The sequence below is a fragment of the Sporosarcina sp. A2 genome, assembly GCF_050858885.1.
Lineage (GTDB): Bacteria > Bacillota > Bacilli > Bacillales_A > Planococcaceae > Sporosarcina.
This window is the reverse complement of the sequence record NZ_CP193898.1, coordinates 561,149-587,697: the sequence shown is the minus strand read 5'-3', so window position 1 is coordinate 587,697 and position 26,549 is coordinate 561,149. Positions and strand designations below refer to the sequence as shown.

Here is a 26,549-nt window from a genome sequence, read left to right as displayed (position 1 = left end):
AATAGCCCTTTACGTTTTCTTTGTATTCATTTTTACTTGCCATCCTTCCAGCTCACGACAGTTATATAATAATGTCAGGAGTTTTTTCATTCAGAAATCATTCTAGTTCTTTGTCATTCATGGATTCTGCAAAAATGGATACATCCCCAATAAGTTTTGTCGTAAGAATACGGAAAGAAATGTCGTGAATTCCGCTTGTAAGGTTCAATCAGCAATCAAAGTAGTCCAAATGATTTTATTAGTCGACATACATTTCATAAGCTATCGGTTTCCCATTCTTTATCCATAATTCATACAATTTCTTTCTTGTTCCTTCCTCTGTTGCAAATGCTGCTACCCACTCATTACCTTTATCATCCACATACATCAGTGTTTCCAAGAGCAGCGGATTAGGTAGCTTTACAAGATGTTTCGCTGGAATTAACAAGTCATCAAGCTCCTCATGATAGAAATCATAGGCTTCAAAACTTACATCCTCTCGATTGACTTCAATATTAAACGTCTTTTTCATTGTTCCAACAAACCAGTCCACATACATCATCTTTTCTCCTCCTACAAGTAACCCTGATTATTTACTGTTTTTTGCTTGATAGATTATCATAATAAAATACCCCAATCCCATTTCTGAGATTGAGGCGTTATCCTACACGTTCTGCTTGTTCAGCTAAAAAGCTTTCTGTTTCATTACCTAATGTTCCAACAATAGAGTACAACATGATTCCACTTTCATTGTCATTTAGGATGAAGGTTTGGTACATTAAAATGCTTTCTTCAATGGTCACTAACTCCACAGTGCAATCAACCAGGCTATTAGGCAACCCAATAAACTGGAAATCATCCTCCGGTGTTTCTAGAAGAACCATTCGGCAGTGCTTGCTCATGTCAAAATCCTCCACGTGCTCATCTAACGACAAGGCATTGTAAAATTGCATCCATTCCTGCATAATGTACCGTTTTACTTCATGTGGAATTCCTTTTTCGCTTAACTGATTCAATTCAAAATATTCGTCCAGCACCTTCATTTTATTTCCCCCTAATCAATTGAAAAAGGCTTCCCTCCGAAGAGAGAAGCCCAGTATTTGTGAACATCTGATGAATGCATGTTCTTGTATATAATATATACTTTCGTTCTATTTCATTACCTCTATATGTAAAAGAGACCCTAGTAAAACTAGAGTCTCTTTCATGTAATCTAATATTAACGAAGAAGTTGTAGAACTCCTTGTGGCAACTGGTTTGCTTGTGCAAGCATTGCCTGAGAAGCTTGTGCAAGAATAGAATTCTTAGTTTGGTTCATCATTTCTTTCGCCATATCAACATCACGTACACGTGATTCAGCAGAAGTCAAGTTCTCAGAAGAAGTGTTTAAATTATTGATTGTGTGCTCCAAACGGTTTTGGTAAGCACCAAGTTTCGAGCGCTCACCAGATACTTTCTCTAGAGCATTATTAATAGTCGTAATTGCTTTACTAGCAGATGTAGCATCACTTACGTCAATGTTGTCAATACCTAGTGCACCAGCACGCATATCTTGTACTGAAATATTGATTTTTTGTCCTTCATTAGCACCAATTTGGAATTCAAGGCTATTGTCAGCAACTGTCAATTCAATAGTATCTGTGTCAGCTGTTCCAGCTGTGTTGATTATAGTGCCGTCTAAAGAACCACCTGTAAGCGTAACAGTTGCACCTTGTTTAGCATCAGTTACAGTTGCTGTAACTCCAGCAGGTAATCCTGTAATGTTAGCATTTTTACCTGAAGTTGCAGCACCAATTGCTGCTTTTGCTGTACCAGTTGCAGTTAAAGTATATCCAGAACCAAAGTCATTTGCCGCAAATGTCAATTTACCACCAGCCTCAGTAGCTGTAAATCCAATTTCCTTAGACTTCGCATTGATAGCCGATGCCATATCCGCTGCAGTTGTACCTTTAGCAAAATTGAAAGCGACATCATTAAGTATTAGGTTCGTATCAGCCGCATTCGTAACTGCAGCAGCAACATCTGCACCTGCCGCTAAAGTAGTTTTAGTTGCTGCACCAGTAATAGTTATACCTGTATATGTTCCACCAATTGCATTTGCACCAGTAGACACCACTTTTACTAAATCACCAGTACCCGTTTCAGCAGTTACAAGTGCATTTTTACCTGAACGGCCATCCAATAAGTTCTTAGTGTTAAATTCAGTCGTGTTACCAATACGGTCAACTTCTTCTTTCAATTGGGTGATTTCTTTTTGAATTTCACCACGGTCAGTATCTGTGTTTGTATCATTACCAGATTGTACCGCTAGTTCACGCATACGTTGAAGGATATCATGTGTTTCGTTCAATGCACCTTCAGCTGTTGCAATCATAGAAATACCATCTTGTGCATTTTTAGAAGCCATATCTAATCCACGAATCTGTCCACGCATTTTCTCAGAAATCGCAAGACCAGCTGCGTCGTCTCCAGCTTTGTTAATGCGAAGACCTGAAGCTAATTTCTCCATTGATTTAGACTGTGCAGTAGTTGCTGTGTTCAACTGACGGTGTGTGTTAAGTGCTGTAATATTGTGATTAATAATCATTATAATTTCCTCCTTGAGTTGTGTTAGGTTCACGTCCTTGTGAACCTGATGTATTTGTTGCTCGCTCGGGATGTGATGCCGGCCGAAACATATATCCCTTGCTTACATAGATAATATCGGATTGGTTGAGAGAGTGTTTAGTAGTTTTGAGAAGTTTTTTAGAAATTGATACACCGTATACATGGGGAGTACGCCTCCGCTAGCATTTTTTAGTAAAAACTTTCAAAAACCATAGAGCCTGTGAGGCATTCTTTCCCACTGTTTTTGGGCTTTTCCATTCATAGGTTGGCAGGCTGTCACACAATTCGCGGAAGGACGCAAATTGTTTAACAGTCTTCCATCCGGCATGGTGATAATGTTCGGTGGAATTTGATTCAATTTCTAAATAGTCATGAAAAAAAGAGCCTTCAATAGGCTCTCAATCCGTGTTCATCAACTGATTAAATACATCCAACTCGACAGTAATCGCTTCAGCATTCGTCTCTGATATCGACTGTACAAGTTCTCCGCGCATAATATCTACGGATTTTGGGGCTTCAATGCCGATACGAACGGTATCTCCTTTTACTTCTAAAATTCGCAACTCGATGTTATCACCAATTATAATTGTTTCGTTTGTCTTCCTAGAAAGGACGAGCATATTAATGCGCCCCCTTTTCTACAGGTTGTCCGATTGGGTGTCGTAGGCTGTACTGTGAATCGTTTATGATCATTTGCTTCGCTGTTTGATTGACGATGTTAAAAATTAGTGGTGCTTGTAGATTCATAGTTGACGACTTAATCGGTTGTTTCAATGTCATAACGGCTAATACCATTAACTCTTCTTGTGATTTTATCTTTAAAAGATTAAGTGTCGGTTCGTCAATTTCAAATGAGTAGTCACTTAAAATCGTATATGGATTGGATACAATTAACGCGATCGTTGAATTATTGACTGACTGCATCACTTGTATGCTATCGTTGCCGTCTATTGGAAGCAAGACAAATTGCTTTTCATCTTCAAGTCCTGGTAGACCATTAGGAAATGTCCACTGCTTCAGTGCTTCAATATCAAGTTCTCCATGAAATTTTGTTTGAATGCTCATCTATAATCCCTCTTTTCCATTCGTAATTATCCCTTCCAATCGATTTGAATGGATGGGTACTGTTCCATATTTGCAGTTACTTTCCCTGGTGTATATGTATGAATCGGTTTATTCACTTGGACATTAAGGATTGGTTTCTGCGGAGTCGCATGGATGTTAGCTTTACCAGGTGTAAACGACATTTGTATCTTCGAACGATCTCCAATAAATCGAATTCCTAGTGGAGCTGGTGGTGGGGTACCATTCTGTTTCGCGAGATCTGCAATAACATTACCGCCATTCTCAATCTTCAAAAGCTGCTGTCCTTCAGAAGCTCTGCGTCCGACTCCATCCATTGCAGCCTGTCGCCCCAGTTGAGCATACTCTTCCGTCCGCCTAAACGAACTCTTCTGATCAATATCTTCCCGCACCGCTGTCGTATCAATCGACAACTGCGAAGGCGTCGTCGAAATCTCCAAGATCGCAGCGGGTTGCTGCTGCTCCATTGTAGCCTTCGGTTGCTCAATCTGCTGGACGGGTTTATCGATGGTTAGTCCCAGTTTCCCGGGCGTTGTTTGGACCTGTATTTGAGGGACTGTCATTATCCGCAACTCCTTACTCTTACTATTTATGCAGGGTGTCTGTGCCCGTCACAATTCGTGGAAGGACGCGAATGGTGTCGGGCACAGGCACCTCCGAGCGGAAAGCGTCCACCTGCAGCTGAAATCAACACCGTCTAAGCACAAATGCCAGGCACAAAAGCACCTGGCACACACATGCAAAACCTATTATCTTAAAAAGTCTACAAGAGAAGGCTGAATAATTCGCGCCCCCACTGACAAAGCCGCACGATGCACAGACTCCTGTGAAATCATCTCCGTAATCACTTTCTCATAATCAATATCCTCATTCAACGACTGCTGCTTCTTCGCAATCCCCTCTTGAGCCTCCAACCGATTATCCATAAGCTCCACACGGTTCTGTCGTGCACCGACACTCGAGCGTTCCGTCAACAGAGCACTCATTTGATCATCCACATCACCGATTGCTTTATCGAAATCAGCACCAGTTCCAACAAAACTTCCGAACATCGCATCAATATCTTTAAACATCTTCGCAGTAGTCGAATTGACATTCAACTTCACTCCATCAAACACATCGATGTTCACGTCAGATTCGAAGCCTGTCTTTTCAGTGGCAGGATTAACCGCATCTGTGCTTAGCTGAGGATACGCGCCATCATTATAAAGTGGAGTACCTGTCTTTGTACCGCTAAACAAGTACTTATCTCCAACTTTCGTATTCGCAATATCCTGAACCTGTTCGCGAAGCTGACTCAATTCAGCTTTAACTTTTTCGCGGTCATCTTCAGTCATCGTACCGTTCGCAGCGCTCAATACAAGCTCTCGCGTACGGTGCAATGCTTGACCGACTTTATCCAATGCATCGTCTGTACTGTCTAGCCAGTTGTTAACTTCACCAATATTACGTTGGTATTGTTCAACTTTATCCGTTTGCATACGGTACGCAAGACCACGCATAGCAACGACTGGATCGTCAGAAGGGCGATTCACTTTTTTACCAGTCGTCAGCTGGTCATTCAGCTTCCCCATTTTCCCGTAACTCGTTGTTAGGTTACGAAGCATATTATTGGAAAGCATTGATTGTGTTACGCGCATTGTAGTTCCCCCTCATTTATCTACCGACAACACCCATGCCATTGATGATCTTGTCGAGTGTTTCATCCACCACAGTCACCATACGTGCTGAAGCGTTGTACGCTTGCTGGAATTGGATCATGTTCGTCATTTCTTCATCGAGCGATACAGCACTAATGGAATCACGGCGATTCGACACCGATATCATGAGCGTTTCTGAGTTGAACTTCATTTTATCCGCTTGTTGACCGTCAACGCCAAGTTGACCGATAACGCCTTGGAAGAAGGTTTGAATGGTGGCTCCATCTAACTTATCTGCAGCTGTACCATCTAATTTCTTAAACTGGATATTCCCAAGTTCTTTCGCGTTTTCGCCATTACCTTCTTCTCCTGGTTTTGAAGAAGCCGCAATGAGAGAAGGATCCTGGATAATTGTTTCACTAACTTTAATACCGCCAGCACCCGTTCCTTCACCTTCAAAGAATGCATTTCCAGTCGAATTATCGCCTATTCCATGACCCGCTTTATGTTGATCATTGAACTCTTTCATAAAAGCATTCGCCATTTTGTCGAGGTCAGCAATCATTTTAGGAAGCAATGTATTATTTGTATCCACTAACGACTTTAAACGACCTTTATCTTGCTCCATAGTCCCAACATCTAGAGAACCAGCAGCATTACTGCCAAACGCACTAATCGCAAATCCATCTATAGTATCCCCTGTTTTCACAGCGCTCAATTGACCCGTCTCTGTTCCACTAAGTAAAGGAATACTTCCATTCTTTGTTTTAATGTTAATGACTAAAGAGCCTTCAGCCATCCCTTTAAGAGCATTACCACCTGAAGGTATAGGTGTTCCCATTTCTATCGGCAGATATCCCGCTAGTTGATCGACTAATGCATCTCGTGCATCATACAAATCATTAGGTAAGTATCCATTCGGTTCTACACTACTAATTTGTTTGTTTAAGCTAACAATTTGATTCAAAATGGAGTTGATATCTGTCGTTGAGATGTCAATCTCCTGTGCATTGTTCGTTTTTAACTCTTGAAGCGACTTGTTCATGTAGTTGAACGAATCCGCCACAGCTTTTCCTCGTTCAATAACAACTTTCCGTGCGCCACCGTTCTCCGGATGCACAGCTAAATCTTGCAAACTCCCCCAAAACTGACTGAGTGATTTCTGTAATCCACTATCCGACGGCTCATTCATGACATCTTCAATCTGACCGACCGCTTTTGAACGAGTATCCCAGTATCCAAGCTTAGTAGACTCACCACGGTATTGTTGATCAACAAAGCTGTCACGGACACGCTGAATCGCTCCTGCTTGTACGCCAGTCCCAAGGAATCCTGGCATCGTGCCTGCATTCATCCCAACTCCTGGAAAACCTGAAGTTGCTTCCATATTTACTCGCTGACGTGAATAGCCAAGTGTGTTCGCGTTACTGATATTATGTCCTGTCGTGTAAAGAGCGGACTGCTGGGTTTGCAGGCCGCGTTTGCTCGTTTCTAATCCCATAAATGTGGAACCCATTTGTATTTCCTCCTCAAGCTTGCGAATCGAATGATGGTACTTCTTTAGATAGGGGTTTGCCTAGTACTTCTTTTTTCGAGTAGTTCACGGATTCGGTCCGTGGACGGACCATGTCCAGCGACAGATTCACAAATTGAAGCGATTGATAGGTCAGCTTCTGGTTTAAATCGTTCTGCCATTTCAATTCATGAATCGCATGCAGGAGACGGTCCTTCGCCTCCTTGAGCCGTGTGTGATCAGGCTCCGGGATGATGTCTAATACATCAGTGATCGCAGGTTGAAGAGGTACCGGACGTCCTTGTTCGGTAAATAAGGCAACAACTGCCGTTTCGCGCGCTTTGTCTGTTTGCAAGATTGCTGCGAGATGAGATTGCTCGTCTTTTAACAGCTGATCGAGTCCACTAATGTCGTTTTTCTTAATGCATGCCGTTTTTTCGTTTGCGATGCGCAGCAGGCTTCTATGCAGCTTTTCAAGTTGGTTGAGCGTACTTAGAATCTTTTCGATTGTCATGTTGTCCATGAGTATCCCTGCTTTCTACATTGAAATGCGCCCGCTTAAAGCTTCGGTTGGTAATAACCGATTAGATCGGAAGCAAGTTGCTCCGCGTCGACCTTATATGTGCCAGCTTGAATTTGTGCTTTCAATGCGCTGACTTTTTCGTTACGTTGTGTTGTAATCGGACTCGGTTCCGATAGTTTCTTCGCCTCATTGGAAATTTCAAGACGATCAGTCTGAACAGAATTTTCGTGCTTTACTTTTTCACTCTTTACTTGGTTCGCTTTATATGGATTCACAGGTTGAACGTTATTGTTTGTAATCTTCATGTCTGTTCTCGCTCCTTTCGAATTGTAGTGGCTAATACTTACTATTTCGGCTGAATTCCGAGTTATTGAAGGGTCTTTCGTATGAAATTATAGGTTTTAGGATATCTACTTCTCATTACCTAGTGGATTGGTAGCGCTTTACACATACCCATTGTAAACGATTTGAAACCCAACAGAAAGGTTTCTGCTGGGTTTCTCATTAGTTCTTTCTTGATAAATACGTTGCTCGGTCATTTTGACGAACCGCTTCTCGAAATTCAGTTGCGGCTTCAAACGTTTTAAGATCTTGTTTAATATCGGATGCACACTCATCACAAAGTTTCCCTGTAGAAGTCAGCTTGCCACAACTATCGCACGGATAGCCGAGATTTGGGAACATCGCAGGTTGCAAGCGTCCTTTTCGTACCCATTTATGAAGCATCGATTCAGTCGCTTCCGTCACTTCGACGATTCGTTCAATCGTTGCGGCACGGTTTTCCCGTTTCCGTAAGAATCGATATACATCTTCATAAACTCGTTCTTCGTTCATTCCACATTTCCCGCATACTTCACGAACCCCCGTGTAGTTGAAAAACTGACCACACGATGGGCAATCTTTTAGTTCAGCCATCTGTTGTTCCTCCAGTGCTTATTTCTTCATCGATCGGATTAACGTCACTGCTTCTACCCGCGCAGCACCCGCTGCTTTCAACACTGTTGCCGCTTGAAGGAGTGTCGTACCAGTTGTATAAATATCATCTACGAGTCGGTACGTAATCGGTTCAATCTTGACTCCCGGTACGAGTTCGAATAATTTTTCCATCTCAAGTCGCTGTTGCTTCGACTTTTCACCCATTACTTCTGCATTTGTTTTCGCGAGAAAGGTCTTATATGGGCGCTTTGCCGCATCCAGCAACGTCTCCACATGAGAAAATGTCCGGCTACGCGCTCGCTCCACATGCATCGGTATTGGAACAATGACGTCCGTATTCTTAAATGCACCTCGAAGTTCTTTTGCGAAGACATCTGCAAGTGCAACGTCTTGCAAGAATTTGTATTGATGCAGCCAGTCACGCATCGCTTCGTCGTATTCATATAACGAGTGCACGGCATCTAGCGCTGTACGTTCATCCATACCTTCTTCCTTTATGTCGGCACGAATGAAGCGTTTTGAACAGTCGGCACAAAGTGTTTTGTTCTTTTCCAATCCGAAAAACGATTGCCAGGAAGCAACTTCTGAAATAGGATTCATACAGAGTAAGCAAGGATTCAAGTAGCTTCGCCTCCTGAATTCAGTCTATCGATTTCTCGACGTGCTCTATCCATTGCATAGCTAATACCGTTATGGAACAACACGAAATCACCAGATGGATGGTTGACATTGCGCCCAACTCGGCCTCCAATTTGCACAAGTGCACCTGCATCGAATATGGATTGTTCGGCACCGACAACGGCCACTTGAACGTTCTTAATCGTAATACCTCGTTCCAAAATCGTTGTTGTGAGTAACCCTGGTAGTTTACCTGATCGTAAATCTTGGACATGTTGTGTTCGGTCAGGATGCGCAGAGTGGACGGCCCGAATTCGGTCGTCGAGTTGCCTGAAGGCTAGTTCCGCTTTCATCATCAACTCAATCTCATGGAAGAAGACGAGAAACGGTTCATTCTTCTTGAGGCGTTTCGTAATCCACACTTCAAGCGCTTTCGGCAACTTCCCCTTAGATAGCTGTTTGGAATAGTTCCAAAGCGGTTCATAGCGCGGTCGTGGGAGTGGATGGCCATGATAGCGTCGATAGATGGTCGAAACCGCACCTGTTTTCTGGATAGTTGATAAAAGCTTTTCAGATGGTGTTGCGGTGACGAAATGAATCGGTGCTCCGGGTTTCGCTGCTTTACGAACTGCATGTTGAAGTGTTTTCTCGGCCGTATATGGAAAGGCGTCGGCTTCATCTACAAAAATCGCATCGAATGCGTGACGGAATCGATAAAGCTGATGGGTAGTCGCTAGAATTAGTTGTGCGTCGAACACTTTAACCTCTGCTCCGCCATAGAGCGCTTCGAGATTCGTAGATGGAAACGCTGCGCGAAGTCTCGGTTCGAGTTCCAAGACGACGTCGACACGAGGTGCTGCGATACAGACACGTTTGCCTGCTGTCAGTAATTTATGAATCGGTTCGAATAGAATTTCTGTCTTTCCAGAGCCACACACGGCGTGAATTAAATGTGGACGTGCAATCATCGTACTTTCATAGAGTTCTTCAGAAGCGCGCTGCTGATGTTTCGTCAACGTCCCTACCCACGCGAGCGTGTGGTCTGTTGGATAAATCGTTTCAGGACCTTTCCAGAGGATAAGCTCTGTACAGATAGACACTCTCCCCATTTTGAGACAGTTCCGACAGTAAGTGCACGGCCCTTCGCATCGTAAACAGTGGAACGTAGTAAATAGTTGAGGGTTTTCGTTTTCGCACCGTGTGCATGTATAGGACGTTTGATTGAACATCCCTTTCTTCATCGTTACACCTGGCAACGTTTCAATGAACCCGTTGTCAATGTGTTCGTCAATAATTTCCACAGAAAAAGGCGTGTGCTGACGCAACCAAATGCGACCGTCGAGAAATGCTCTGACGGTCGGATCGAATGGTTTGTTCATCCGCACACCCCCTACTGTTTAATTATTCATTTTTCGTTTAACCCATCCGAGTCCCATCGCACCTTCACCTAAATGGGTACCTATAACGGGACCAAAGTGACTGATCGTGAATTCGACGTCTGGCAACCGTTCGCTCAATTCAGCGAGCCAAATATCTGCTTCTTCGGGTTGATTGCCATGAATAATCGAGGCTTCTAATGGCATTTTTGCTACGTCTTCAGCGAGTAAATCCGCGATTCGTTTCATCGCTTTTTTACGGGTTCGAATTTTCTCGAATGGTACTATAACTTTATCAACAAAATGCAAGATTGGTTTCACTTGCAGTAAGCCGCCAATCAATGCTTGAGCGCTGGATAATCTCCCGCCCCGTTGTAAATGAGACAAGTCATCAACCATGAAATAAGCACGCATTGTCTGTTTCATGTCAGTGAGCTCACTTATGATTTCATCAAGTGAAGCACCTGTTTGCGCAAGTTCTGCTGCGCGAATTGCGTAGTAACCTTGCATGTAACAGGAAATTTCCGAATCGAAGACTCGGACTTCCAAGGTTTTATCCAGCGCGCTCGCTTGAACTGCACCGGTGTATGTACCGCTAATGCCACTCGACAAGTGGATGGATATAATAGCTTCTGCCCCAGCGTCTTTCAGTTCTTGAAACTTTTCTGCGAATTGGCCGACAGACGGTTGAGAAGTCTTTGGAAGCGGGCCATCTCCACGCACTTTGTCGTAAAACTCTTTAGAGGTTAAATCGATTTCTTCATTATAGTCTTGACCATTTATCGTTACTGCGAGCGGAACAACGTGGATCTGTAATCGCTTGCGCAAGTCTTCGGGTAGATAGGACGTGCTATCTGAAACTACTGCAATCTTCACTCTCATCAACTCCTGAACTCATTCTAACGAATTCCGAAAGAATAGGGAAACGCTATGTGACGGAAACTTAAAATTTCTTAGTCGATTTGACGTCCCCAACGAATGGCTTCTTGAGAATACACGCTGAGTTCGTTCAATGAAAGATTGAGTTCTTTGCATAACACTTTCATACGTGGCAGATCGAGACGTTCAACTGCAATGACAATTTGAAGATAAGGCATCATTTTTGTCGATTCCCCCGTAAGCGTGTGCATCACGTCATCAGATAGTGGAATATCGTGTTCGATTTCTTCCCAATCGCGATGCAAAATCAAGTTCAACATGGAAAACATGCCGACTAGGAAAAATTCATCCGAGTTTTGGTGACCTAATCGTTTCGCAAGAAGTTCACACAATTTCGCACGGATTAGCGAGTAGTCAACGAGTGCTTTCGTTCGTCCTTTCCCATCGCCTATGCCCAATTGATGAAGCGTAATAATATAGAGCCACTTTTTCGTTTCTTGCAATCCAATGAGAACGATCGCTTGCTGAATCGATGTGATTTTTCTTGGAATTCCAAACGCATACGTGTTAATGAAACGCAGAAGTTTGTACGTAAGCGACATATCTTGCGTAATGAGCCCCGCTACTTCGCGCACACTCGGAAGTTCAGCATTCAGTCGGTCCATGATTCGAAAGTTATGCTCTTCAATCGAAGGAACCTCGGCACCTTTTACAATTTCAGGAGTGGCGAAGAAGTATCCTTGAAATAAGCTGTATCCTGCTTGCTTTGCTTCCTCAAATTCCACTTCCGTTTCAATCTTTTCAGCTAACAATTGCACGTTCGGGTAGATACGGATGAAGTTTTGAATCCGTCCCCGTTCTACGCGGTCCGATTGGATGAAATCGACTTTGATGAAATCAACGAGTGGGAATAACCCTTTTTCGACTTCGTACTCTTTACTTAGCACAAAGTCATCGAGTGCGATTCGGAAGCCTTGATTTTTTAGTTTCCGGAGTCTTGTGAGCAAGACTGGGGTAATTTCGACATCTTCCAACACTTCGATGATCACCCTTGCTGGATTGAGATGATCATATAAATCTTGTGCCAATAGTTCCCCTGTAAAGTTGATAAAGGAAGGATATGCACCAGAGACGCGGTCCACGCCTATCGTTAGGAATGTATTCACTAAGACACCAATTGTCGCTTTCTGCGGATTGACATCAGGAAACCGGTTAATTTCACTATTACGATACAAGAGCTCATAGCCGAAAAGGTTTCCGTTTCGATCTAAAATCGGTTGTCTACCTACAAATACATTTGAGTCCACTACAATTCCACCTAACTTAGTCCATTTCCCTATATTGTAGCAAATTAGTACTACATTGCAAGTGAGTTATTTCAGAATAGTGCACTCTTTCTGGATTCAACTTCTTAGAAATGGTATGTTTTTAGGGATGAATCGACAATGGGGGTTGTTAAATTGGATACGATTTTTTTAAAAAAGAACAATGGAATTGCTTGGGTAACGTTAAATCGACCTGAGGCGATGAATGCATTTAACTACGACATGATTCGAGAACTAGGGGAGACGATTGAGCAGATTCGCATTGATCCTGAAGTACGTGTAGTTGTATTGACAGGGTCTGGTGAACGAGCACTCAGCGTTGGTGCTGACTTAAAGGAACGGAAAACATTGTCAGACGTTGACGTGAAACGCAACTTGAACAAAATCGGTGAAGTATTCACGATGATTGACCAACTGCCGCAACCAACGATTGCAATGATCAATGGATTTGCATTCGGTGGAGGGATGGAACTTGCACTTGCTTGTGATTTCCGATTCGCTGCGATGTCCGCGATTATGGGATTGACGGAAACAGGACTCGCCATCATTCCGGGTGCTGGTGGAACGCAACGGTTGCCTCGATTAGTCGGAGAAGCAAAGGCACTTGAGCTCATTTTGACAGCTCAACGCTTAAGCGCATCCGATGCCGCATTGTGCGGACTTGTGACTCGTGCTGTCGAAGATGCCGTGTTGCAAGATGAGACACAGCAATTCGCCGAAAAAATTCTCGCAAATGGACCAATTGGCGTTCAACAAGCGAAATTTGCGATTAAACAAGGGATGAAGACGGATCTTGCGACAGGACTTTCGATTGAGCGAAAAGCGTATGAAATTACGATTCCAACCGAGGATCGGATAGAAGCATTGAATGCGTTTGCTGAAAAGCGCAAGCCTATGTTTAAAGGACGATAAAAAAGTTCGGATTCATAGACTAGTTCGTAGTAATAGATGATGCCATGCTCGGCATTGTTAGAATCACTTGGTTTATTAAAATGAATACAAAAACACCGAAGCTACGATGCGCTTCGGTGTTTTTTAGTGTTCTGGTTGGGCAATATAGTTTTCACACCGCGGACTTTGTGAAACGAGTGTAGCAGCCTTGGTGATGACGGTAAGAATCATCGTTGCACCTTGTTGATCCGCTTGATGCGTCGCGCGGATATAGGGACTATATTTTGAGTTTGCGATGTAGCGAGGCGTTATTTCATTAAGGGCAAGTGCTGTAATATCGTTCAAACATTGCTCGCAGTCACACGCAAGATTCATATTGCTTTTGTATGACAATAACGTATCCCGGACAACATCCTCCATCACATTGTGGACTCCCACAGCGTTCTCCTCCGTTCGAATTCCCTTCGCAACTTTTTACGTAGCTATCCAAGTCTTCAGGTAATATGGAAGAGTTTGGACGAATTTCTAATACATTCATCCTACAATAATTCCTGAACAGTTGCAATCTCTTGAGCTATTTTCCGGAAGTTCTATTGCATTAGGAAGTTTGTTCTATATTAAGCTTTTTGCGTTGAATAGTATAGAAGTGTCCGGATGAAACTACATCAAACACGGTTCGATAGTTGTCCCAAGACACTCGTCCAATCGCCAGTCAATCTACAGCATAGACTAGAAGTGTTCGGACGAATCGGCCAATCCTTCTCACCTTCACTTCAACTCATCTGATTACGAAGGTTGTCCGCGGCGCATGTCCAACTCTCGCTAGACAAGCTGCCTATGCTAGTACTGCATAGACCAGCACAACACTCCCCCCTCAACACATCTACAATCGATTGAGATAGTTGTCCGCGGACGTTTGTCCAACTCTCATCAAACGAGCAGCCAATCCTACTACTGTCCGGACGCACTCCACTAAAGGAGGTGAATGACTATGGAACACGCTAAAATGCTTGATCAACTACAAGCTGCAGCTTCGGAAGCCCTCGACAACCGATACGTAACACTTGGCGAGATTACGATTGTTTCTGCATTGCTAACAGAATTCGCAATGACACTACTATTGTTTGAAGAACTAGACAAGTTTAATAACTTCAACAACCAACCAGAAGGAACTACAGCTTGCGAAAAAATCGAATTCAACCAAGCACTTGCTGATGTATTGAAAGAAGTTTGTTGTATCGAAGACGCAGTTGTAAAGAAAATCAAAGCAGGCATCGCAATCGACGCAGCAGAAGAAGGTCTAACTCCTGACCCTCCTACTGGATGTTGCGGTAAATAATCACCAATCCCTCCTCACCAAAAACGCCTGTCCTTTTCACCGGGACAGGCGTTTTACTCTGTTTACAAATACTTTTCAAGCCATCCTGTCAACTCATTTAAACGTGTAATCCGCAAGTTTGGTTTACCTGTACGGGACAAGTTATGATCAGATTCTGGGAACCGGACAAACTCGGTCTCCTTTTTCATGCTTTTAAGTGTGATATACAGTTGCTCTGCTTGTTCAATCGGACACCGAAAGTCATTTTCAGAATGAAGAATGAGTAATGGTGTTTTCACGTGTTCCGCATATTTCAAAGGCGAATGCTTCCACAACGTGTCGATATCCGTCATATCCGCTTTAATCTGCCAATCACACAAGTAGTAGCCGACATCTGAAACGCCGAAGAAACTAATCCAGTTGGAAATTGAGCGTTGTGTCACCGCTGCTTTAAAGCGATCCGTATGGCCAACAATCCAGTTCGTCATGAAGCCACCATAGCTCCCACCGGCTATCCCTAGTCGATCACGATCAATCCAGTCATTCGTTTTAAGTCCCTCATCCAGCGCATCCATAATGTCCTGGTAATCGCCTCCTCCGTAGTTTCCGCGAACTGCGTCAACGAATGGTTGGCTATAGCCATGACTGCCGCGTGGGTTGATGTATAAGACACCCCACCCTTGTGATGCAAGTAACTGCATTTCATGGAAGAAAGAGTTGCCATACATCGTGTGCGGTCCCCCGTGGATATTAATAACAAGTGGGTAAGTTGTTCCTTGCTTATAATTAGCAGGCTTCATGAGCCATCCATGAACAGTAAATCCCCCAGCTGCCTGTACTTGAATCGCTTCTGGTTGGACTAAGTTCGTATCTGTTACATAAGTTTCATTGAATGAAGTAAGTACTGACCGTTCACCAGTAACTATATCTAAGCGATAAAGTTCTCCAGGATTCGCCGGATCACTAATCGCTGCAAGTGCAAGTTGACCGTTTGTCGCAACGTCATAGTCGTAGATATGCTCATTTTCAGCGGAAGCTGGATACAAACTACCTTCGAGATCGGCGAAATACAAACGAACGTCACCCATTGTAGACACTTGGAAATACAAATAATTGCCTTCTGTCCATATTGCGATGGGAGGATTAGGTCCTTGCTGGTGATCTGCGACGACCGCATCCCCAATCGGTACGTCAAGCATTTCCGTTAAATTAAGCGTTGTTCCGTCTTCACAATCGTAGACGAATAGGTCTGTATGCGTTGCGTTCTCAAATGTCCGATTGGATCCACCGTAAGCGATATAGCGATCATCTTTAGAAAACGAAGCGCCTCCGAAATAGCCTTGTTCATCGACAAGAACTGTTTCTTCTTTTGTATCTACATTGACGAGTACGAGTGGCTGACGGAACTCGTAGTCCTTGTTTTCAGCACGATTCACACCGATAACCAATTTTTGGCCGTCATGCGAAATCGCTTCAAGTGAATGCTGGAACGGCTCTTCTGTGAATCCAGTAATTTCTTCACTCTCTAGGGATAGACAACCGATTTGCGAATGGCGGTCGTATTTAACTAACCCTGCTCCATCCATTTTATATTTCATCGTTGTTACGCGAATTGCTTCAGGCTGCTTTTTTACTTCTACTTCTTCTTTATCAGTAAAGGTTTTGCCGTTTTCTAACGTGCTCGTAAGCCACACTTTCGTACCGCATGGCGCCCACAAGAAACTATTTACACCCGATGCGTAATCCGTCAACCGACGCGCTTCTCCACCTTTTGCGGCCATAACATACAGTTGACTCTTTTCTTCACGTGTCGATAAAAACGCAACTTCACTACCGTCCGGTGACCACTGAGGTTGGGAGACGCGCTCTTTTCCGAATGTCCACTGTGTCGAATTCCCAGACTCCACGTCAAGGTGATGCAAATGCGCATGGTACGCATTCTCCTCTTCATCAATCTGCGTCACAATAAACACCGCTTCCGTACCATCCGGAGCCAACGTCGGATTCGTCACCGACTTCAATTCAAACAAATCTTCAGGCCGAACCAGTTGCTTCTCTATCATCTTCATTCCTCCCTAATGCCATCTATTTCGACACCCGTAACACTTTCCCTTTTATAGCAAGAATATTTTTTGTGGGTTCTATGATATTAGTGGTTGGTTTTGAACTTTCTCTTTCTCTTTCTCTTTCTCTCTCCCACTACAGAAGGAAATCGAATGCATCAGAATCTCCGTTGATTGAAACGGAAGGTGGCGACTCCGGAGGAATAAGCACAGGTTGAAGACCCCGCAGGAGCGAAGCGCCGAGGAGGCTGAAATCAAGCCCCTAGGAAAGCGTCCACCTGCAGTGTAAATCAACTCTGCTAACTCCCCATATTTTACTTCCCCGTCTCCAACTCAAACACCTCAATCATCGTCTTCAACGAATCCGCCATACCACTCAACACATGCGCACTCGCCGAAATCTCCTCCATCGTCGCATTCTGCTCCTCAGCAGCCGCCACAATATTCTGCGCACTCCCTTCAAAACGCTCCGACAACTCAGCCACCTGCCCAACCAGCGCCTTCATCGAATGCGTACTCGCATTAATCTCCTCACTAATCGCAGACACCTCTTCCGTCTGCGCTGACACCTCACCAATCATCTTCGCAATCTCTCGGAACCGATCCCCCGAACGATTCGCCATCAGTAGGCCTTCTTCAACATTCGACTTCGTCACCGTCGTCGCCCGCTGAACACCACTGACCTCCGTCTGAATCTCACCAATCAAACGATTAATCTCACTCGCTGCCTTCGCAGACTCCGCCGCCAAACTTCCAACTTCCCCCGCAACTACCGCAAACCCTTTCCCATGCTCACCAGCTCGCGCCGCCTCAATCGCAGCATTCAATGCGAGCAAATTCGTCTGCCCCGCAATACTCGTAATGATCGCTACAATACTTCCGACATCCTCAGATTTCTTCGACAATTCTTCTACAACCGCAGCAGTGTGATCTGTAGAAGCTTGTATCTCTCCGATTTTCTGAACAGTCTGCTCCATAACTTCTGTACCGTTCTGCGTTTCTTCCGTCGTTAATATCGCAAGATCTGAAACGGTATGAATCGCAGTTGCCGTCTGATCCATCCCCGTTGAAATTTCAGCAACAATAGAGCTCGTTGAACGGGCATGTCCCATTTGTTCTGATGAACCTTCAGAAATATCGACAATGTCTTCTGTAATTTGTGTCGACGCTTGCGCAGTTTCATCCGCACTTGCTGTCAGTTCACTCGAAGTCGATGCAATCGTTGCGATAGACGTCTGCAACTCTGAAACAATTTTATATAAATTCGTCGATAGCGTATTCGCATCTTCCGTAAGTTGACCGATTTCATCCGGATCCCCTACAACGAGTGCCTCTTGCGTCAACTTACCTTCCGCCATCTCATTCATCCGATCCGTAACAATTTTAATCGGTAGCTGAATTTTATTTCGTAAATAGCGGCTTCCAATTCCACTGAATAGCAACCCAAGAAACGCTCCAATAATCATAGTTATTAAGACACTTACATAAATCGATTGTCCTTGCTTCTTAATGTCACTGAGTTCTTGACTATGCTGCTGTTCAAGACCAGTCAATGCTTCATTCAATGAATCAATAGTAACTCCTGTTTCATAGGATTTTTGAATTGCGCTGTCTTTCTTACCTGCAGCGCTCATTTGAAGAAGCTCGTTAATTTGTTCGGTGTATGTATCTAGTTGCTCGTTTACTGCATGGAATGATTGCAATTCATTGGAAGAAAGCGCTTGTTCATAGTTTTGTTCAACCCTAGCGATCTCTTTCTGTTGATCAGCAATCGCAGCCTCATACTTTTCTTCGAACGGGCGATCTTTTGAAACGAGATGACGCTGCGTATTGCTCAATATCTGTTGAACCAGTTGCTCCAGTTCGTTGTTATATTGGATCTTTGGGAGAATCCCATCATTAATCGCCTTCGTGTTAGCGTTAAGTCTATAAGAACTCAACACACCAATACTTCCAAGCACAAGAATTAAAACTAAAATGGTCCCCATGACAACATTCAATTTCACTTTAACCGACTTTTTCATAAGGCGCCCCCTCTATATATCTCTAGTATATATAGTGTGTATCGTCAGAATTAATCGCATTTCGACAAGTGAGTTGATTTTAATAGTTTTGGGGTGTTAGAAGAAGTGATTTCGCGTGTGATGGAGCCGATTCATGGGGAGCTTGATCACTTTCGCTGTGTACTTGAGCGGATTTGCGGTTGCCTGCTACCACAATCCACCCACAACATGTAACGCATCCACCACACAAAAAAAGAGAGCGCAAAGACGCCCCCTCTCCCATCTCTTATCCCTTACGCTCTCACGTAATCCTTCAACGAACGACGCAAGATCTTACCCGTCGTGTTCTTAGGCAATTCATCCAAAAACTCGATGCGCTTCGGTACTTTGTACTTCGCTAGGCGCTTTTCACAAAATGCGATGAGTTGCTCTTCAGTGACATTGACGCCATCTTTAGCAACGACATACGCGAGCACTTCTTCACCGAAGTTCGGATCCGGCACGCCCAGAACCGCGGCTTCTACGAGGTCACGATGCGTGAACAAAACCTCTTCCACTTCACGTGGATACACGTTATAGCCACCTACAATGATCAAGTCTTTCTTGCGATCAACGATATAGAAGTATCCATCTTCGTCTTTCCGTGCAAGGTCACCTGTATACAACCAACCGTCGCGAAGTGCTGCAGCGGATTCCTCAGGCATTTTGTAGTAACCTTTCATGACATTGTCGCCACGGACGATTAGCTCGCCGACTTGTCCGACAGGTACTTCATCCCCAAGCTCATCGATTACTTTGTTTTCCACATTCAAAATCGACGTTCCGATCGAACCTGGCACCCGCTCACGATCGAGCGGGTTGAAACACGTTACAGGAGATGCCTCTGACAACCCATACCCTTCAGACACTTTCACTTGGAACTTCTCTTCAAAGTTTTCAAGGAGTGCAACTGGTAACGATGCACCGCCAGAAATCGCGAGACGAATAGACGAAAAGTCTTCACGCGTTGCTTCCGGGTATTGCACCATGAAGTTGTACATCGTTGGCACCCCTGCGAAAATCGTCGCTTGCTGTTCTTTCACAGCTTTGAACACTTCACCAGGACTGAATCGTGGCATTAGGATAATCGTTGCACCTTTAACCAATGGTGCATTGACAACTACAGTCAACGCGAACACGTGGAATACAGGAAGCGTTGCAACGACACGGTCACTTGAAGAAAACCCTAGATACTCTCCGACGTCGCTTGCATTCGAATACAAGTTTCGGTGCGTCAACATCGCACCTTTCGGACGCCCTGTCGTACCCGACGTATACAGAATGATAGCGGTTTCATTTTCATCAACAGCTACTGGCTCCATGTCTGGTTTCCCACTCATTAACACGCGTTTAAACAAGTGTGTTTTTGCTTTCGCACTAGCAGACAAACCATCCAATTTTGCACTTATCTCTTCAGACGTTTCACACACAATGTAGTGTTCAATTACTGGAAGTTTGACAGACGCAACTTCAACGAGCGGCAACAATTGTTCTAACGCAACGACTACTTTCGCGTCGCTATCTGACAAAATGTATGAGATTTCATCTGGCGAATAGATTGGATTTACCGGTATGGCTGTCGCGCCCAAACGCATCGTAGCATATAGCGAAATAAGAAAGTGAGGTGTATTGCCGAGTAACAAAGCTACGTGATCTCCCTTTTGAACTCCCATATCTTGTAAAGCTGATGCAAACATTGCCACGGATTGGTCGAATTCTGCGTACGATGTATCTGTACCTACGAAGTGATAAGCTGTTTTTCCAGGCTGAGACTTAGCGGTCGCCCGAACACGTTCTACTAAATTCATTGGAGTACCCCTCTCGTTGTTGAATGAATAATCATTCATTTCTATCTACTATTAGTATATAAGAAAAATTTAAATAATTCAATAGCCTTTATTTTTAGACATTTCGGTATTAAACTGTTTTTCCACAATAATAAAAGACACCAGAAATTATTCCGGTGTCCTAATGTGAGATAAATAACGCCATCGAATTAAATAGAAATAGGAGATTTGTAAAATCGCAAATCCGCCTAGTACGAGCGTCAACTCTTTGACAATCGAGATTTCAGCAAGCGCATCCCAAATGACCTGGAGTGCTAAAAATGCAAACGCACTATGAATGAACGCCACCCCCCATGGGATGAAGAACTGTGGCAACAATTGTCGATTGACGATTTTCTTCAATTCATTGTCTGTAATGCCCATGCGTCGCAACACATCAAACTGCCTACGATCACGGTCGAGAGTCGTATACAACCGGAAATAGACAAAGCTACCTGCAGCGAGGAATAACACTGCTGCGAGCAATAAGCCCATGAACAGCAATAGCGAAAACGTCGTGCGGATAATCGAATAGTTAAGTCCTGGATTGCCGAACGAAAATAACGTTTTCGCCTCTCCTCCGAGTAAAATCGACTGCATTTCATCTTCATGAAGTGCACGGCCAATGTCTTTCGTTTGTTGCCAATTAGTTATATTGAACGCGTAATATCGGAATAACGAAGAATCTCCGCCACCTTCCCCCATCAGAATGCGTTCGAAATCCTGATCAGATAGAATGATTGCATTCGCACCGATTGCGTTCGGTGGAAAGACTTGGTTCGGATAGGCTCCGGAAATCTCTATTTCCAATCCACTCTTTTCGAGCGTTGTTCGCACTGTCCGGTCTTTCAACTGTTGGTAAGACGATTCAGACTGTGGCAAAAAGAGCGCTTCACCGTCTTCAACATCTACAGGTGCGTATCCGAACGTATACCCGAGTGCGTTAATGCTCGAAAGTCTAACAATCGACACGCTCATATCGGTGAATGAAGACTTCTGTCGCAATATATGAAACGCGACAACGTTATAGTCGATGTCTTTATCATTCAATTCCTCGGTAAGCTCACGGATATGAATTTGCTCCAGCACATTTCCTGGATAGCTTTTGTAAACGAGCCCTAACGGATTAATTTCCCGGTATTGGTTCGCAAATGACGTGAGCGAAGCGAGCAATCCGACGGACATAAATGCGAGTGTCGATACCATCGTGACAATGAAAAACATCCGCGCATTTTCTTTTAGCCGAACGACACCTTCTGAAAGTGAAAGTAGCCAAAACGGACGCCAATATAAGCGTTTTCGTGCTCTAAATAATTGAATTAAATACGGCAACGAATCACTGAAAAAGAAATACGTCCCAATCACAGCTGCAGCTGGCAACAGAAAAATGACTCGGATTACATACGTATTCGTTGCGTAAACCGCCATCGTATACGTCGCTGCGAGCAACACAAACCCAGCAAGCGCACGCCATTTCGAAGTAGAATAAGCGTCTTGCTCTGCAGCTTCCCCTTGGAGTAAATCATATACTTCACCTGTTCGGATAAACATCGGTGCAAACAGTGAAATGATGACGAATAGACTCGCAAAACATCCGATCGTCATTGCAAACGGCTGCCACGTGAAATAGAGCGGAAGCATCGGGACTTGAATGAGTTCTTTAACGATCATTAAGAAGAACTTCGAAAAGACAAATCCGAGCGATGTCCCTGCAATAATCGCAACGCCACCGATTAGCATCGTTTCAAGGAATATGAGACGTTGCAGTTGGTTCCGTGCCATTCCAAGTAATAACAGAATGCCGAACTCTTTTGTACGGGCTTGTAAAAAGGCACGCATCGAATAGAACAGGAAAAACAACGTGAAGATGAACAACACAACTTCCGCGATGATCATGCCACTTGTCGCAATCTCCTGAACGAACCCTTCGTTCATTGCAGGGTGGAATAAAAGCATTGAGTACAAGAAAAACACCATGACTGAAAATGCACTCGCCATGAAAAAAGCAGCGTAAATACGACGGTTCCGGACTACGTTACGGTATGCGAACTGACGAAAGGTCATTGACATTGCCTCCGAGTAACGACAGCACGTTCAAGATTTGCTGAAAAAATGTCCGACGCTGCTGATCTTTGTACAATTCGTTGAAAAACTCACCATCTTTGATGAACAACACGCGATCACAATAACTTGCAGCAAGTGGATCATGCGTCACCATAATAATCGTCGTACCCGCGGTCTTATTAATTTTCGAGAGTAATTCTAGGACATCCCTCGCAGATTTCGAGTCCAAGTTCCCTGTCGGTTCATCCGCTAAAATCAAACCTGGTTCGTGGATTAAAGCACGCCCAATAGCGGTCCGTTGCGCCTGTCCTCCGGATAACTCATCGGGACGTCGCGACAATATATCCGTTAATGATAACTTTTCCGAAATCGTTGTAACCTTTTGTTTCATCTCGGGTACCGGCACCCGGTCGAGCGTTAACGGCAATACCAAATTCTCTTCCACCGTCAGCATTTGCAGGAGGTTGATCGTTTGAAAAACAAAGCCTAAATTGCGTCTCCTGAACAGCGCAAGTTCATTTTGATTGAGCATTTCCGGTTCGATTCCGTTGACTGCAATTCGCCCATAAGTCGGTAAATCGATTGTTGAAATCAGATTCAACAACGTCGTTTTCCCGCTTCCAGAAGGCCCCATAATTGCGATGAACTCTCCTTCATCCGCCTCAAAGTCGAGACGGTTCAATGCACGATGCATCACTTTGCCTTCATAGATTTTCGTCACTTCCGATAACTCGACGATCTTTCGCGCCATCGTTCTCCACCGCCTCTCCATTTGAGAACAACACTGACACAGCCGTCCCTTCGCCTACTTCCGATTCGATTGTCAACTCATGCCCGAGCCGTCCACAAACTTCAGATGCGATATACAATCCCATCCCAGTAGACTCGCCTGTTTTGCGTCCGTTTTCACCTGTGAAAAATGCCCGAGTGACCCGCTTCACATCGGTGTCTGGAATGCCAATTCCTTCATCTCGAACCGTCAAAACAATTCCTTCCGCCGTATTTTCTGCAATCGCAACGACTTTCTTACCTTTTTCAAATGTATATTTCACAGCATTCGTAATGAATTGCCCAACAATAACTTTCATCCATTTCGGATCGGTTGCAACGACAAAGTTTTCATCCACATGAATTTCAGGAAACACCCCGTTTGTAATGAAAAGCCGCTTATGCTCCGTGACCACTTGTCTGACAAGTTCTTGCAACACAACTCGCTCGATCCGCATATCATCTTCAAATGTCTCAAGACGCGCATTAACAAGTACAGCATTGAGTCCATCTTGCAGTCGATCTAGCTCTTCATGGAAACTTTTTCGATCGATCTCTTCTTCCTGTAGCAGTAAGCCGAGGACTGAAATCGGGGTTTTCATCTGATGCACCCACTGATTGATGAAATGCAATTGTCGGTGTTGTGCAGCATCCAGTTTTTGCACATCGCTATGGTACAGTCTGTACAACTTCCGCATGTAATTTGCTGTCATACGGTGTTCAAGCGTTTGCGGCCGGCCGATCAAAGCTTCTTCCATGCGACCCGGTTCGCGTTCCAGCACTTCGTAAAAAGATCTACGCCCAATGAACTTCACCAACAAATACCCCATAGTCAGCATGATGCCCATTAATATCGCATACACCGCTGTGCTCCAGTCACGTGCTCCGTCTAGCCAAAATAGCAAGACGATGAACAACAAAAGTCCAATTTGAAACACAACAAACGGGACGTTTTCTCTCAGAAATAACTTATATTTGTTCATGACTCTTCAGACGCCAATACGAATCGGTATCCAGCTCCACGTACGGTGTCAATGGTCGACACGATATCAAAATCCGCAAGCTTCTTCCGAACTCGTGCAATGTTAACGTTCAATGTGTTTTCATCTACAAACGACTGATCGTCCCACAATTCTTCTAACAACGTCTCGCGAGAAACGACTTTTGGCGCCGCCTCCATTAACAACTCTAAAATGATACATTCCTTCTTCTGCAGCGGGACTGTGATCTCTTCGGCTTGCAGTTCCATCCGCTCAGCAAATAAAGTTAGCGATCCAGATTTCACAATCCGCTCTGATTGGGCGGGTGCATACTCGCCGAACGAGCGACGTAAATGGCTACGAATTTTAGCCAATACGACGTCATAGTGGAATGGCTTCGTAATGAAATCATCTCCACCGTTTTCAAGTGCAAACACTTGGTCCATATCTCCCGAACGGGCAGAGATAAATAAAATTGGACAGGTCGTTTGCGTCCGCAACTGTCGGCACCAATAATACCCATCGTAGGTCGGTAAATTAATGTCGAGTAAAATCAGGTGCGGATCGAAAGCTAGACATTCGTCTGCGATTTGATCGAAATCCTCCGCAACTGCTACATCATACTGATATTTCCTCAGTGTATCTGCAAGCAATTCCGCGATTTTACGATCATCCTCTACTATAAAAATTCGATGCTTTTCCATTTGTCCGCGCCCCTTTCACAAGTACTTCCAGTATACCGTAAAATAAGCCTAATCGCCTTTCTAACCTAGAAAAAAACAGGCTCTATTCGCCGTGTGGGCAGAAAGAGCCTGTTTCTATATTAATAAATTAAATTTACAAATTCCTCTTGTGTAATCCCGCCAAGCAACTTCGGAATATCGAGAGTACTTACCGCAGCTGCAATCGATTCGCGATCGTATTTGCAATTGACGAGTCGCTCTTCAATTTCAGTGACACTCCCGATTCCAAAGAAATCACCAAAGATATGGACTTCATGAATCGTTCCTTTGTCTACTTGGAGACGAACGTCGATGCTACCAACCGGGAAACGATGTGAATGTTGGACGTTACATTTCGGAGAACGACCATAATTCCAATCCCAGTTACCATACCGCTCATTCGATAACGCATGAATGTTCTTCCAATCTTCATCCGTTAGTTCTTTGTATTGGATATTCTCTTCCCCGCCAAAGACTGATTTCAAAATCTCCATACGGAATTCTTCGATTGTCATCGGCTTGTCCATATACTCGGAAATGTTAGTTACACGGCTGCGGATCGACTTGATTCCCTTGGACTCGATCTTATCTTTCTTAACGCGCAAAGCATTAACGACTTCCTCAATTTCGGTGTCAAACATGAGCGTCCCATGGCTAAACATGCGCCCCTGCGTTGCAAATTGTGCATTGCCGGAAACTTTTTTGCCATCGACCAGCAAGTCATTCCGTCCAAGTAGCTCCGCTTTCACACCCATTTTAGCGAGAGCTTCCACTACAGGCTCCGTAAATTTCTTGAAATTACGGAACGACTGCCCATCATCTTTTGTAATGAAACTGAAGTTCAAGTTTCCTTTGTCATGGTACACAGCACCACCGCCAGATAATCTGCGGACAACATGAATACCGTTCGCATCGACATACTCCGTATCGATCTCTTCAATCGTATTTTGGTTTTTACCGATGATGATTGACGGCTCGTTAATATAGAACAGCAAATATGAGTCTTCATCCGTGTCCATTGTATTGAGTACATATTCTTCAATCGCTAAGTTAATTCGTGGATCCGTAATGCCTTGATTGTCTACAAAACGCATTGGTCTCTCCCCTTTGTATACAGCTTTTAGTATCATTCTACCATATCTCTTTTTCCATGTATGGCTGGAAGGCTAAGTGGAATAGTGAGTATCTTCCCTCACTTAGTTATATGAAAATAGAACTATTTTTCTAAATTGTTAGATAATCATTGACAAAACGCACGCTGTTATAATACACTATGAGTAACAAGTCGAATAACTAGTACAAGGGGACTTGAAATCTTATATTTTTTTGTCGCCCCTGTTGCATAACAAACATCACTGGATTACGCAGTACTACTACAAATTGAATGGAGCGGATG

The 26,549-nt window shown here is 44.0% G+C and carries 26 protein-coding genes; 2 read left to right on the top strand and 24 right to left on the bottom strand.

Translation table 11 applies throughout. The features are described from left to right. Positions 1 to 238 precede the first annotated feature (238 nt). From ACRPI0_RS02535 to ACRPI0_RS02465, 15 genes are all read right to left on the bottom strand, one after another. Complete coding sequence (locus ACRPI0_RS02535) at positions 239 to 541, bottom strand: hypothetical protein (protein WP_432354595.1); 303 nt, start codon at positions 539 to 541, stop codon at positions 239 to 241. Positions 542 to 638: 97 nt separating this feature from the next. After that, positions 639 to 1,022 (bottom strand): hypothetical protein, encoded by a 384-nt coding sequence (locus ACRPI0_RS02530; RefSeq protein WP_432354593.1) that lies wholly within the window; start codon positions 1,020 to 1,022, stop codon positions 639 to 641. Positions 1,023 to 1,198: 176 nt separating this feature from the next. After that, positions 1,199 to 2,566 (bottom strand): flagellin, encoded by a 1,368-nt coding sequence (locus tag ACRPI0_RS02525; protein ID WP_432354591.1) that lies wholly within the window; start codon positions 2,564 to 2,566, stop codon positions 1,199 to 1,201. 418 nt (positions 2,567 to 2,984) lie between these two features. Beyond that, positions 2,985 to 3,206, bottom strand: a complete 222-nt coding sequence (csrA, locus tag ACRPI0_RS02520; protein WP_432354589.1) for a carbon storage regulator CsrA — start codon at positions 3,204 to 3,206, stop codon at positions 2,985 to 2,987. 1 nt (position 3,207) lies between these two features. Further along, positions 3,208 to 3,651 carry a flagellar assembly protein FliW gene (gene fliW, locus ACRPI0_RS02515; protein ID WP_432354587.1) on the bottom strand — a complete coding sequence of 148 codons (444 nt, stop codon included), beginning with the start codon at positions 3,649 to 3,651 and terminating at the stop codon, positions 3,208 to 3,210. A 26-nt stretch (positions 3,652 to 3,677) separates the two neighbouring features. Beyond that, positions 3,678 to 4,232 carry a DUF6470 family protein gene (locus tag ACRPI0_RS02510; protein ID WP_432354585.1) on the bottom strand — a complete coding sequence of 185 codons (555 nt, stop codon included), beginning with the start codon at positions 4,230 to 4,232 and terminating at the stop codon, positions 3,678 to 3,680. Positions 4,233 to 4,418: 186 nt separating this feature from the next. Continuing rightward, a complete protein-coding gene (gene flgL / locus ACRPI0_RS02505; RefSeq protein ID WP_432354583.1) occupies positions 4,419 to 5,309 on the bottom strand; it encodes a flagellar hook-associated protein FlgL in 891 nt (296 codons plus the stop codon). A gap of 16 nt (positions 5,310 to 5,325) precedes the next feature. Beyond that, on the bottom strand, positions 5,326 to 6,825 hold the full coding sequence (flgK, locus tag ACRPI0_RS02500; protein ID WP_432354581.1) for a flagellar hook-associated protein FlgK: 1,500 nt from the start codon (positions 6,823 to 6,825) through the stop codon (positions 5,326 to 5,328). A 13-nt stretch (positions 6,826 to 6,838) separates the two neighbouring features. Next, positions 6,839 to 7,336, bottom strand: a complete 498-nt coding sequence (locus ACRPI0_RS02495) for a flagellar protein FlgN (protein WP_432354580.1) — start codon at positions 7,334 to 7,336, stop codon at positions 6,839 to 6,841. A 44-nt stretch (positions 7,337 to 7,380) separates the two neighbouring features. After that, complete coding sequence (flgM, locus tag ACRPI0_RS02490; RefSeq protein ID WP_432354579.1) at positions 7,381 to 7,650, bottom strand: flagellar biosynthesis anti-sigma factor FlgM; 270 nt, start codon at positions 7,648 to 7,650, stop codon at positions 7,381 to 7,383. Between the two features lie 199 nt (positions 7,651 to 7,849). Continuing rightward, positions 7,850 to 8,260, bottom strand: coding sequence for a TIGR03826 family flagellar region protein (locus ACRPI0_RS02485; protein WP_432354578.1), 411 nt, complete (start codon positions 8,258 to 8,260; stop codon positions 7,850 to 7,852). 18 nt (positions 8,261 to 8,278) lie between these two features. Beyond that, positions 8,279 to 8,902: a ComF family protein gene (locus ACRPI0_RS02480; RefSeq protein ID WP_432354577.1), complete on the bottom strand. Its 624-nt coding sequence runs from the start codon at positions 8,900 to 8,902 to the stop codon at positions 8,279 to 8,281. After that, a complete protein-coding gene (locus ACRPI0_RS02475) occupies positions 8,899 to 10,278 on the bottom strand; it encodes a DEAD/DEAH box helicase (protein ID WP_432354576.1) in 1,380 nt (459 codons plus the stop codon). Before ACRPI0_RS02475 ends, ACRPI0_RS02480 begins: the two co-directional genes overlap by 4 nt. Before the next feature lie 18 nt (positions 10,279 to 10,296). Continuing rightward, positions 10,297 to 11,151, bottom strand: a complete 855-nt coding sequence (locus ACRPI0_RS02470) for a DegV family protein (RefSeq protein WP_432354575.1) — start codon at positions 11,149 to 11,151, stop codon at positions 10,297 to 10,299. A 77-nt stretch (positions 11,152 to 11,228) separates the two neighbouring features. Continuing rightward, positions 11,229 to 12,461 carry an EAL and HDOD domain-containing protein gene (locus ACRPI0_RS02465; RefSeq protein WP_432354574.1) on the bottom strand — a complete coding sequence of 411 codons (1,233 nt, stop codon included), beginning with the start codon at positions 12,459 to 12,461 and terminating at the stop codon, positions 11,229 to 11,231. Positions 12,462 to 12,614: 153 nt separating this feature from the next. On the opposite strand from ACRPI0_RS02465, the gene ACRPI0_RS02460 reads away from it, so the two are divergent. Beyond that, a complete protein-coding gene (locus tag ACRPI0_RS02460) occupies positions 12,615 to 13,391 on the top strand; it encodes an enoyl-CoA hydratase-related protein (RefSeq protein WP_432354573.1) in 777 nt (258 codons plus the stop codon). A gap of 123 nt (positions 13,392 to 13,514) precedes the next feature. Here ACRPI0_RS02460 and ACRPI0_RS02455 read toward each other — a convergent pair whose 3' ends face one another. Then, positions 13,515 to 13,808 (bottom strand): late competence development ComFB family protein, encoded by a 294-nt coding sequence (locus tag ACRPI0_RS02455; RefSeq protein WP_432354572.1) that lies wholly within the window; start codon positions 13,806 to 13,808, stop codon positions 13,515 to 13,517. A gap of 553 nt (positions 13,809 to 14,361) precedes the next feature. Here ACRPI0_RS02455 and ACRPI0_RS02450 point away from each other — a divergent pair. Then, positions 14,362 to 14,709, top strand: a complete 348-nt coding sequence (locus ACRPI0_RS02450) for a hypothetical protein (protein ID WP_432354571.1) — start codon at positions 14,362 to 14,364, stop codon at positions 14,707 to 14,709. Positions 14,710 to 14,771: 62 nt separating this feature from the next. On the opposite strand, the gene ACRPI0_RS02445 is transcribed toward ACRPI0_RS02450, so the two are convergent. The 8 genes from ACRPI0_RS02445 to ACRPI0_RS02410 all read right to left on the bottom strand — a co-directional run bounded on the left by ACRPI0_RS02445 (position 14,772) and on the right by ACRPI0_RS02410 (position 26,247). Next, positions 14,772 to 16,751 (bottom strand): S9 family peptidase, encoded by a 1,980-nt coding sequence (locus ACRPI0_RS02445; RefSeq protein WP_432354570.1) that lies wholly within the window; start codon positions 16,749 to 16,751, stop codon positions 14,772 to 14,774. A gap of 314 nt (positions 16,752 to 17,065) precedes the next feature. Beyond that, positions 17,066 to 18,775, bottom strand: a complete 1,710-nt coding sequence (locus ACRPI0_RS02440) for a methyl-accepting chemotaxis protein (protein WP_432354569.1) — start codon at positions 18,773 to 18,775, stop codon at positions 17,066 to 17,068. A 272-nt stretch (positions 18,776 to 19,047) separates the two neighbouring features. Next, the gene (locus ACRPI0_RS02435; protein ID WP_432354568.1) at positions 19,048 to 20,601 is read right to left on the bottom strand and encodes a fatty acid--CoA ligase family protein; all 1,554 of its coding nucleotides are present in this window, start codon (positions 20,599 to 20,601) and stop codon (positions 19,048 to 19,050) included. Between the two features lie 147 nt (positions 20,602 to 20,748). Next, on the bottom strand, positions 20,749 to 22,683 hold the full coding sequence (locus ACRPI0_RS02430) for an FtsX-like permease family protein (protein WP_432354567.1): 1,935 nt from the start codon (positions 22,681 to 22,683) through the stop codon (positions 20,749 to 20,751). Further along, positions 22,655 to 23,434 carry an ABC transporter ATP-binding protein gene (locus tag ACRPI0_RS02425; RefSeq protein ID WP_432354566.1) on the bottom strand — a complete coding sequence of 260 codons (780 nt, stop codon included), beginning with the start codon at positions 23,432 to 23,434 and terminating at the stop codon, positions 22,655 to 22,657. Before ACRPI0_RS02425 ends, ACRPI0_RS02430 begins: the two co-directional genes overlap by 29 nt. Next, on the bottom strand, positions 23,388 to 24,434 hold the full coding sequence (locus tag ACRPI0_RS02420) for a sensor histidine kinase (RefSeq protein ID WP_432354565.1): 1,047 nt from the start codon (positions 24,432 to 24,434) through the stop codon (positions 23,388 to 23,390). The genes ACRPI0_RS02425 and ACRPI0_RS02420 overlap by 47 nt, the downstream gene beginning before the upstream one ends. Continuing rightward, the gene (locus ACRPI0_RS02415; RefSeq protein WP_432354564.1) at positions 24,431 to 25,135 is read right to left on the bottom strand and encodes a response regulator transcription factor; all 705 of its coding nucleotides are present in this window, start codon (positions 25,133 to 25,135) and stop codon (positions 24,431 to 24,433) included. The genes ACRPI0_RS02420 and ACRPI0_RS02415 overlap by 4 nt, the downstream gene beginning before the upstream one ends. 119 nt (positions 25,136 to 25,254) lie before the next feature. Then, entirely contained in the window at positions 25,255 to 26,247 is a 993-nt protein-coding gene (locus ACRPI0_RS02410; protein ID WP_432354563.1) for a lipoate--protein ligase, read from the bottom strand. Positions 26,248 to 26,549 lie beyond the last annotated feature (302 nt).

Excerpts from the sequence above, each read along its gene's own strand:
- ACRPI0_RS02415 (WP_432354564.1), bottom strand. The coding sequence starts at position 25,135 with ATGGAAAAGCATCGAATTTTTATAGTAGAGGATGATCGTAAAATCGCG.
- flgM (WP_432354579.1), bottom strand. The coding sequence starts at position 7,650 with ATGAAGATTACAAACAATAACGTTCAACCTGTGAATCCATATAAAGCG.
- ACRPI0_RS02475 (WP_432354576.1), bottom strand. The coding sequence starts at position 10,278 with ATGAACAAACCATTCGATCCGACCGTCAGAGCATTTCTCGACGGTCGC.
- ACRPI0_RS02425 (WP_432354566.1), bottom strand. The coding sequence starts at position 23,434 with ATGGCGCGAAAGATCGTCGAGTTATCGGAAGTGACGAAAATCTATGAA.
- csrA (WP_432354589.1), bottom strand. The coding sequence starts at position 3,206 with ATGCTCGTCCTTTCTAGGAAGACAAACGAAACAATTATAATTGGTGAT.
- ACRPI0_RS02535 (WP_432354595.1), bottom strand. The coding sequence starts at position 541 with ATGATGTATGTGGACTGGTTTGTTGGAACAATGAAAAAGACGTTTAAT.
- flgL (WP_432354583.1), bottom strand. The coding sequence starts at position 5,309 with ATGCGCGTAACACAATCAATGCTTTCCAATAATATGCTTCGTAACCTA.
- ACRPI0_RS02530 (WP_432354593.1), bottom strand. The coding sequence starts at position 1,022 with ATGAAGGTGCTGGACGAATATTTTGAATTGAATCAGTTAAGCGAAAAA.
- ACRPI0_RS02410 (WP_432354563.1), bottom strand. The coding sequence starts at position 26,247 with ATGCGTTTTGTAGACAATCAAGGCATTACGGATCCACGAATTAACTTA.
- ACRPI0_RS02445 (WP_432354570.1), bottom strand. The coding sequence starts at position 16,751 with ATGATAGAGAAGCAACTGGTTCGGCCTGAAGATTTGTTTGAATTGAAG.
- ACRPI0_RS02495 (WP_432354580.1), bottom strand. The coding sequence starts at position 7,336 with ATGACAATCGAAAAGATTCTAAGTACGCTCAACCAACTTGAAAAGCTG.
- ACRPI0_RS02450 (WP_432354571.1), top strand. The coding sequence starts at position 14,362 with ATGGAACACGCTAAAATGCTTGATCAACTACAAGCTGCAGCTTCGGAA.
- ACRPI0_RS02420 (WP_432354565.1), bottom strand. The coding sequence starts at position 24,434 with ATGAACAAATATAAGTTATTTCTGAGAGAAAACGTCCCGTTTGTTGTG.
- ACRPI0_RS02525 (WP_432354591.1), bottom strand. The coding sequence starts at position 2,566 with ATGATTATTAATCACAATATTACAGCACTTAACACACACCGTCAGTTG.
- flgK (WP_432354581.1), bottom strand. The coding sequence starts at position 6,825 with ATGGGTTCCACATTTATGGGATTAGAAACGAGCAAACGCGGCCTGCAA.
- ACRPI0_RS02430 (WP_432354567.1), bottom strand. The coding sequence starts at position 22,683 with ATGACCTTTCGTCAGTTCGCATACCGTAACGTAGTCCGGAACCGTCGT.
- ACRPI0_RS02485 (WP_432354578.1), bottom strand. The coding sequence starts at position 8,260 with ATGGCTGAACTAAAAGATTGCCCATCGTGTGGTCAGTTTTTCAACTAC.
- ACRPI0_RS02435 (WP_432354568.1), bottom strand. The coding sequence starts at position 20,601 with ATGAATTTAGTAGAACGTGTTCGGGCGACCGCTAAGTCTCAGCCTGGA.
- ACRPI0_RS02510 (WP_432354585.1), bottom strand. The coding sequence starts at position 4,232 with ATGACAGTCCCTCAAATACAGGTCCAAACAACGCCCGGGAAACTGGGA.
- fliW (WP_432354587.1), bottom strand. The coding sequence starts at position 3,651 with ATGAGCATTCAAACAAAATTTCATGGAGAACTTGATATTGAAGCACTG.
- ACRPI0_RS02440 (WP_432354569.1), bottom strand. The coding sequence starts at position 18,775 with ATGAAAAAGTCGGTTAAAGTGAAATTGAATGTTGTCATGGGGACCATT.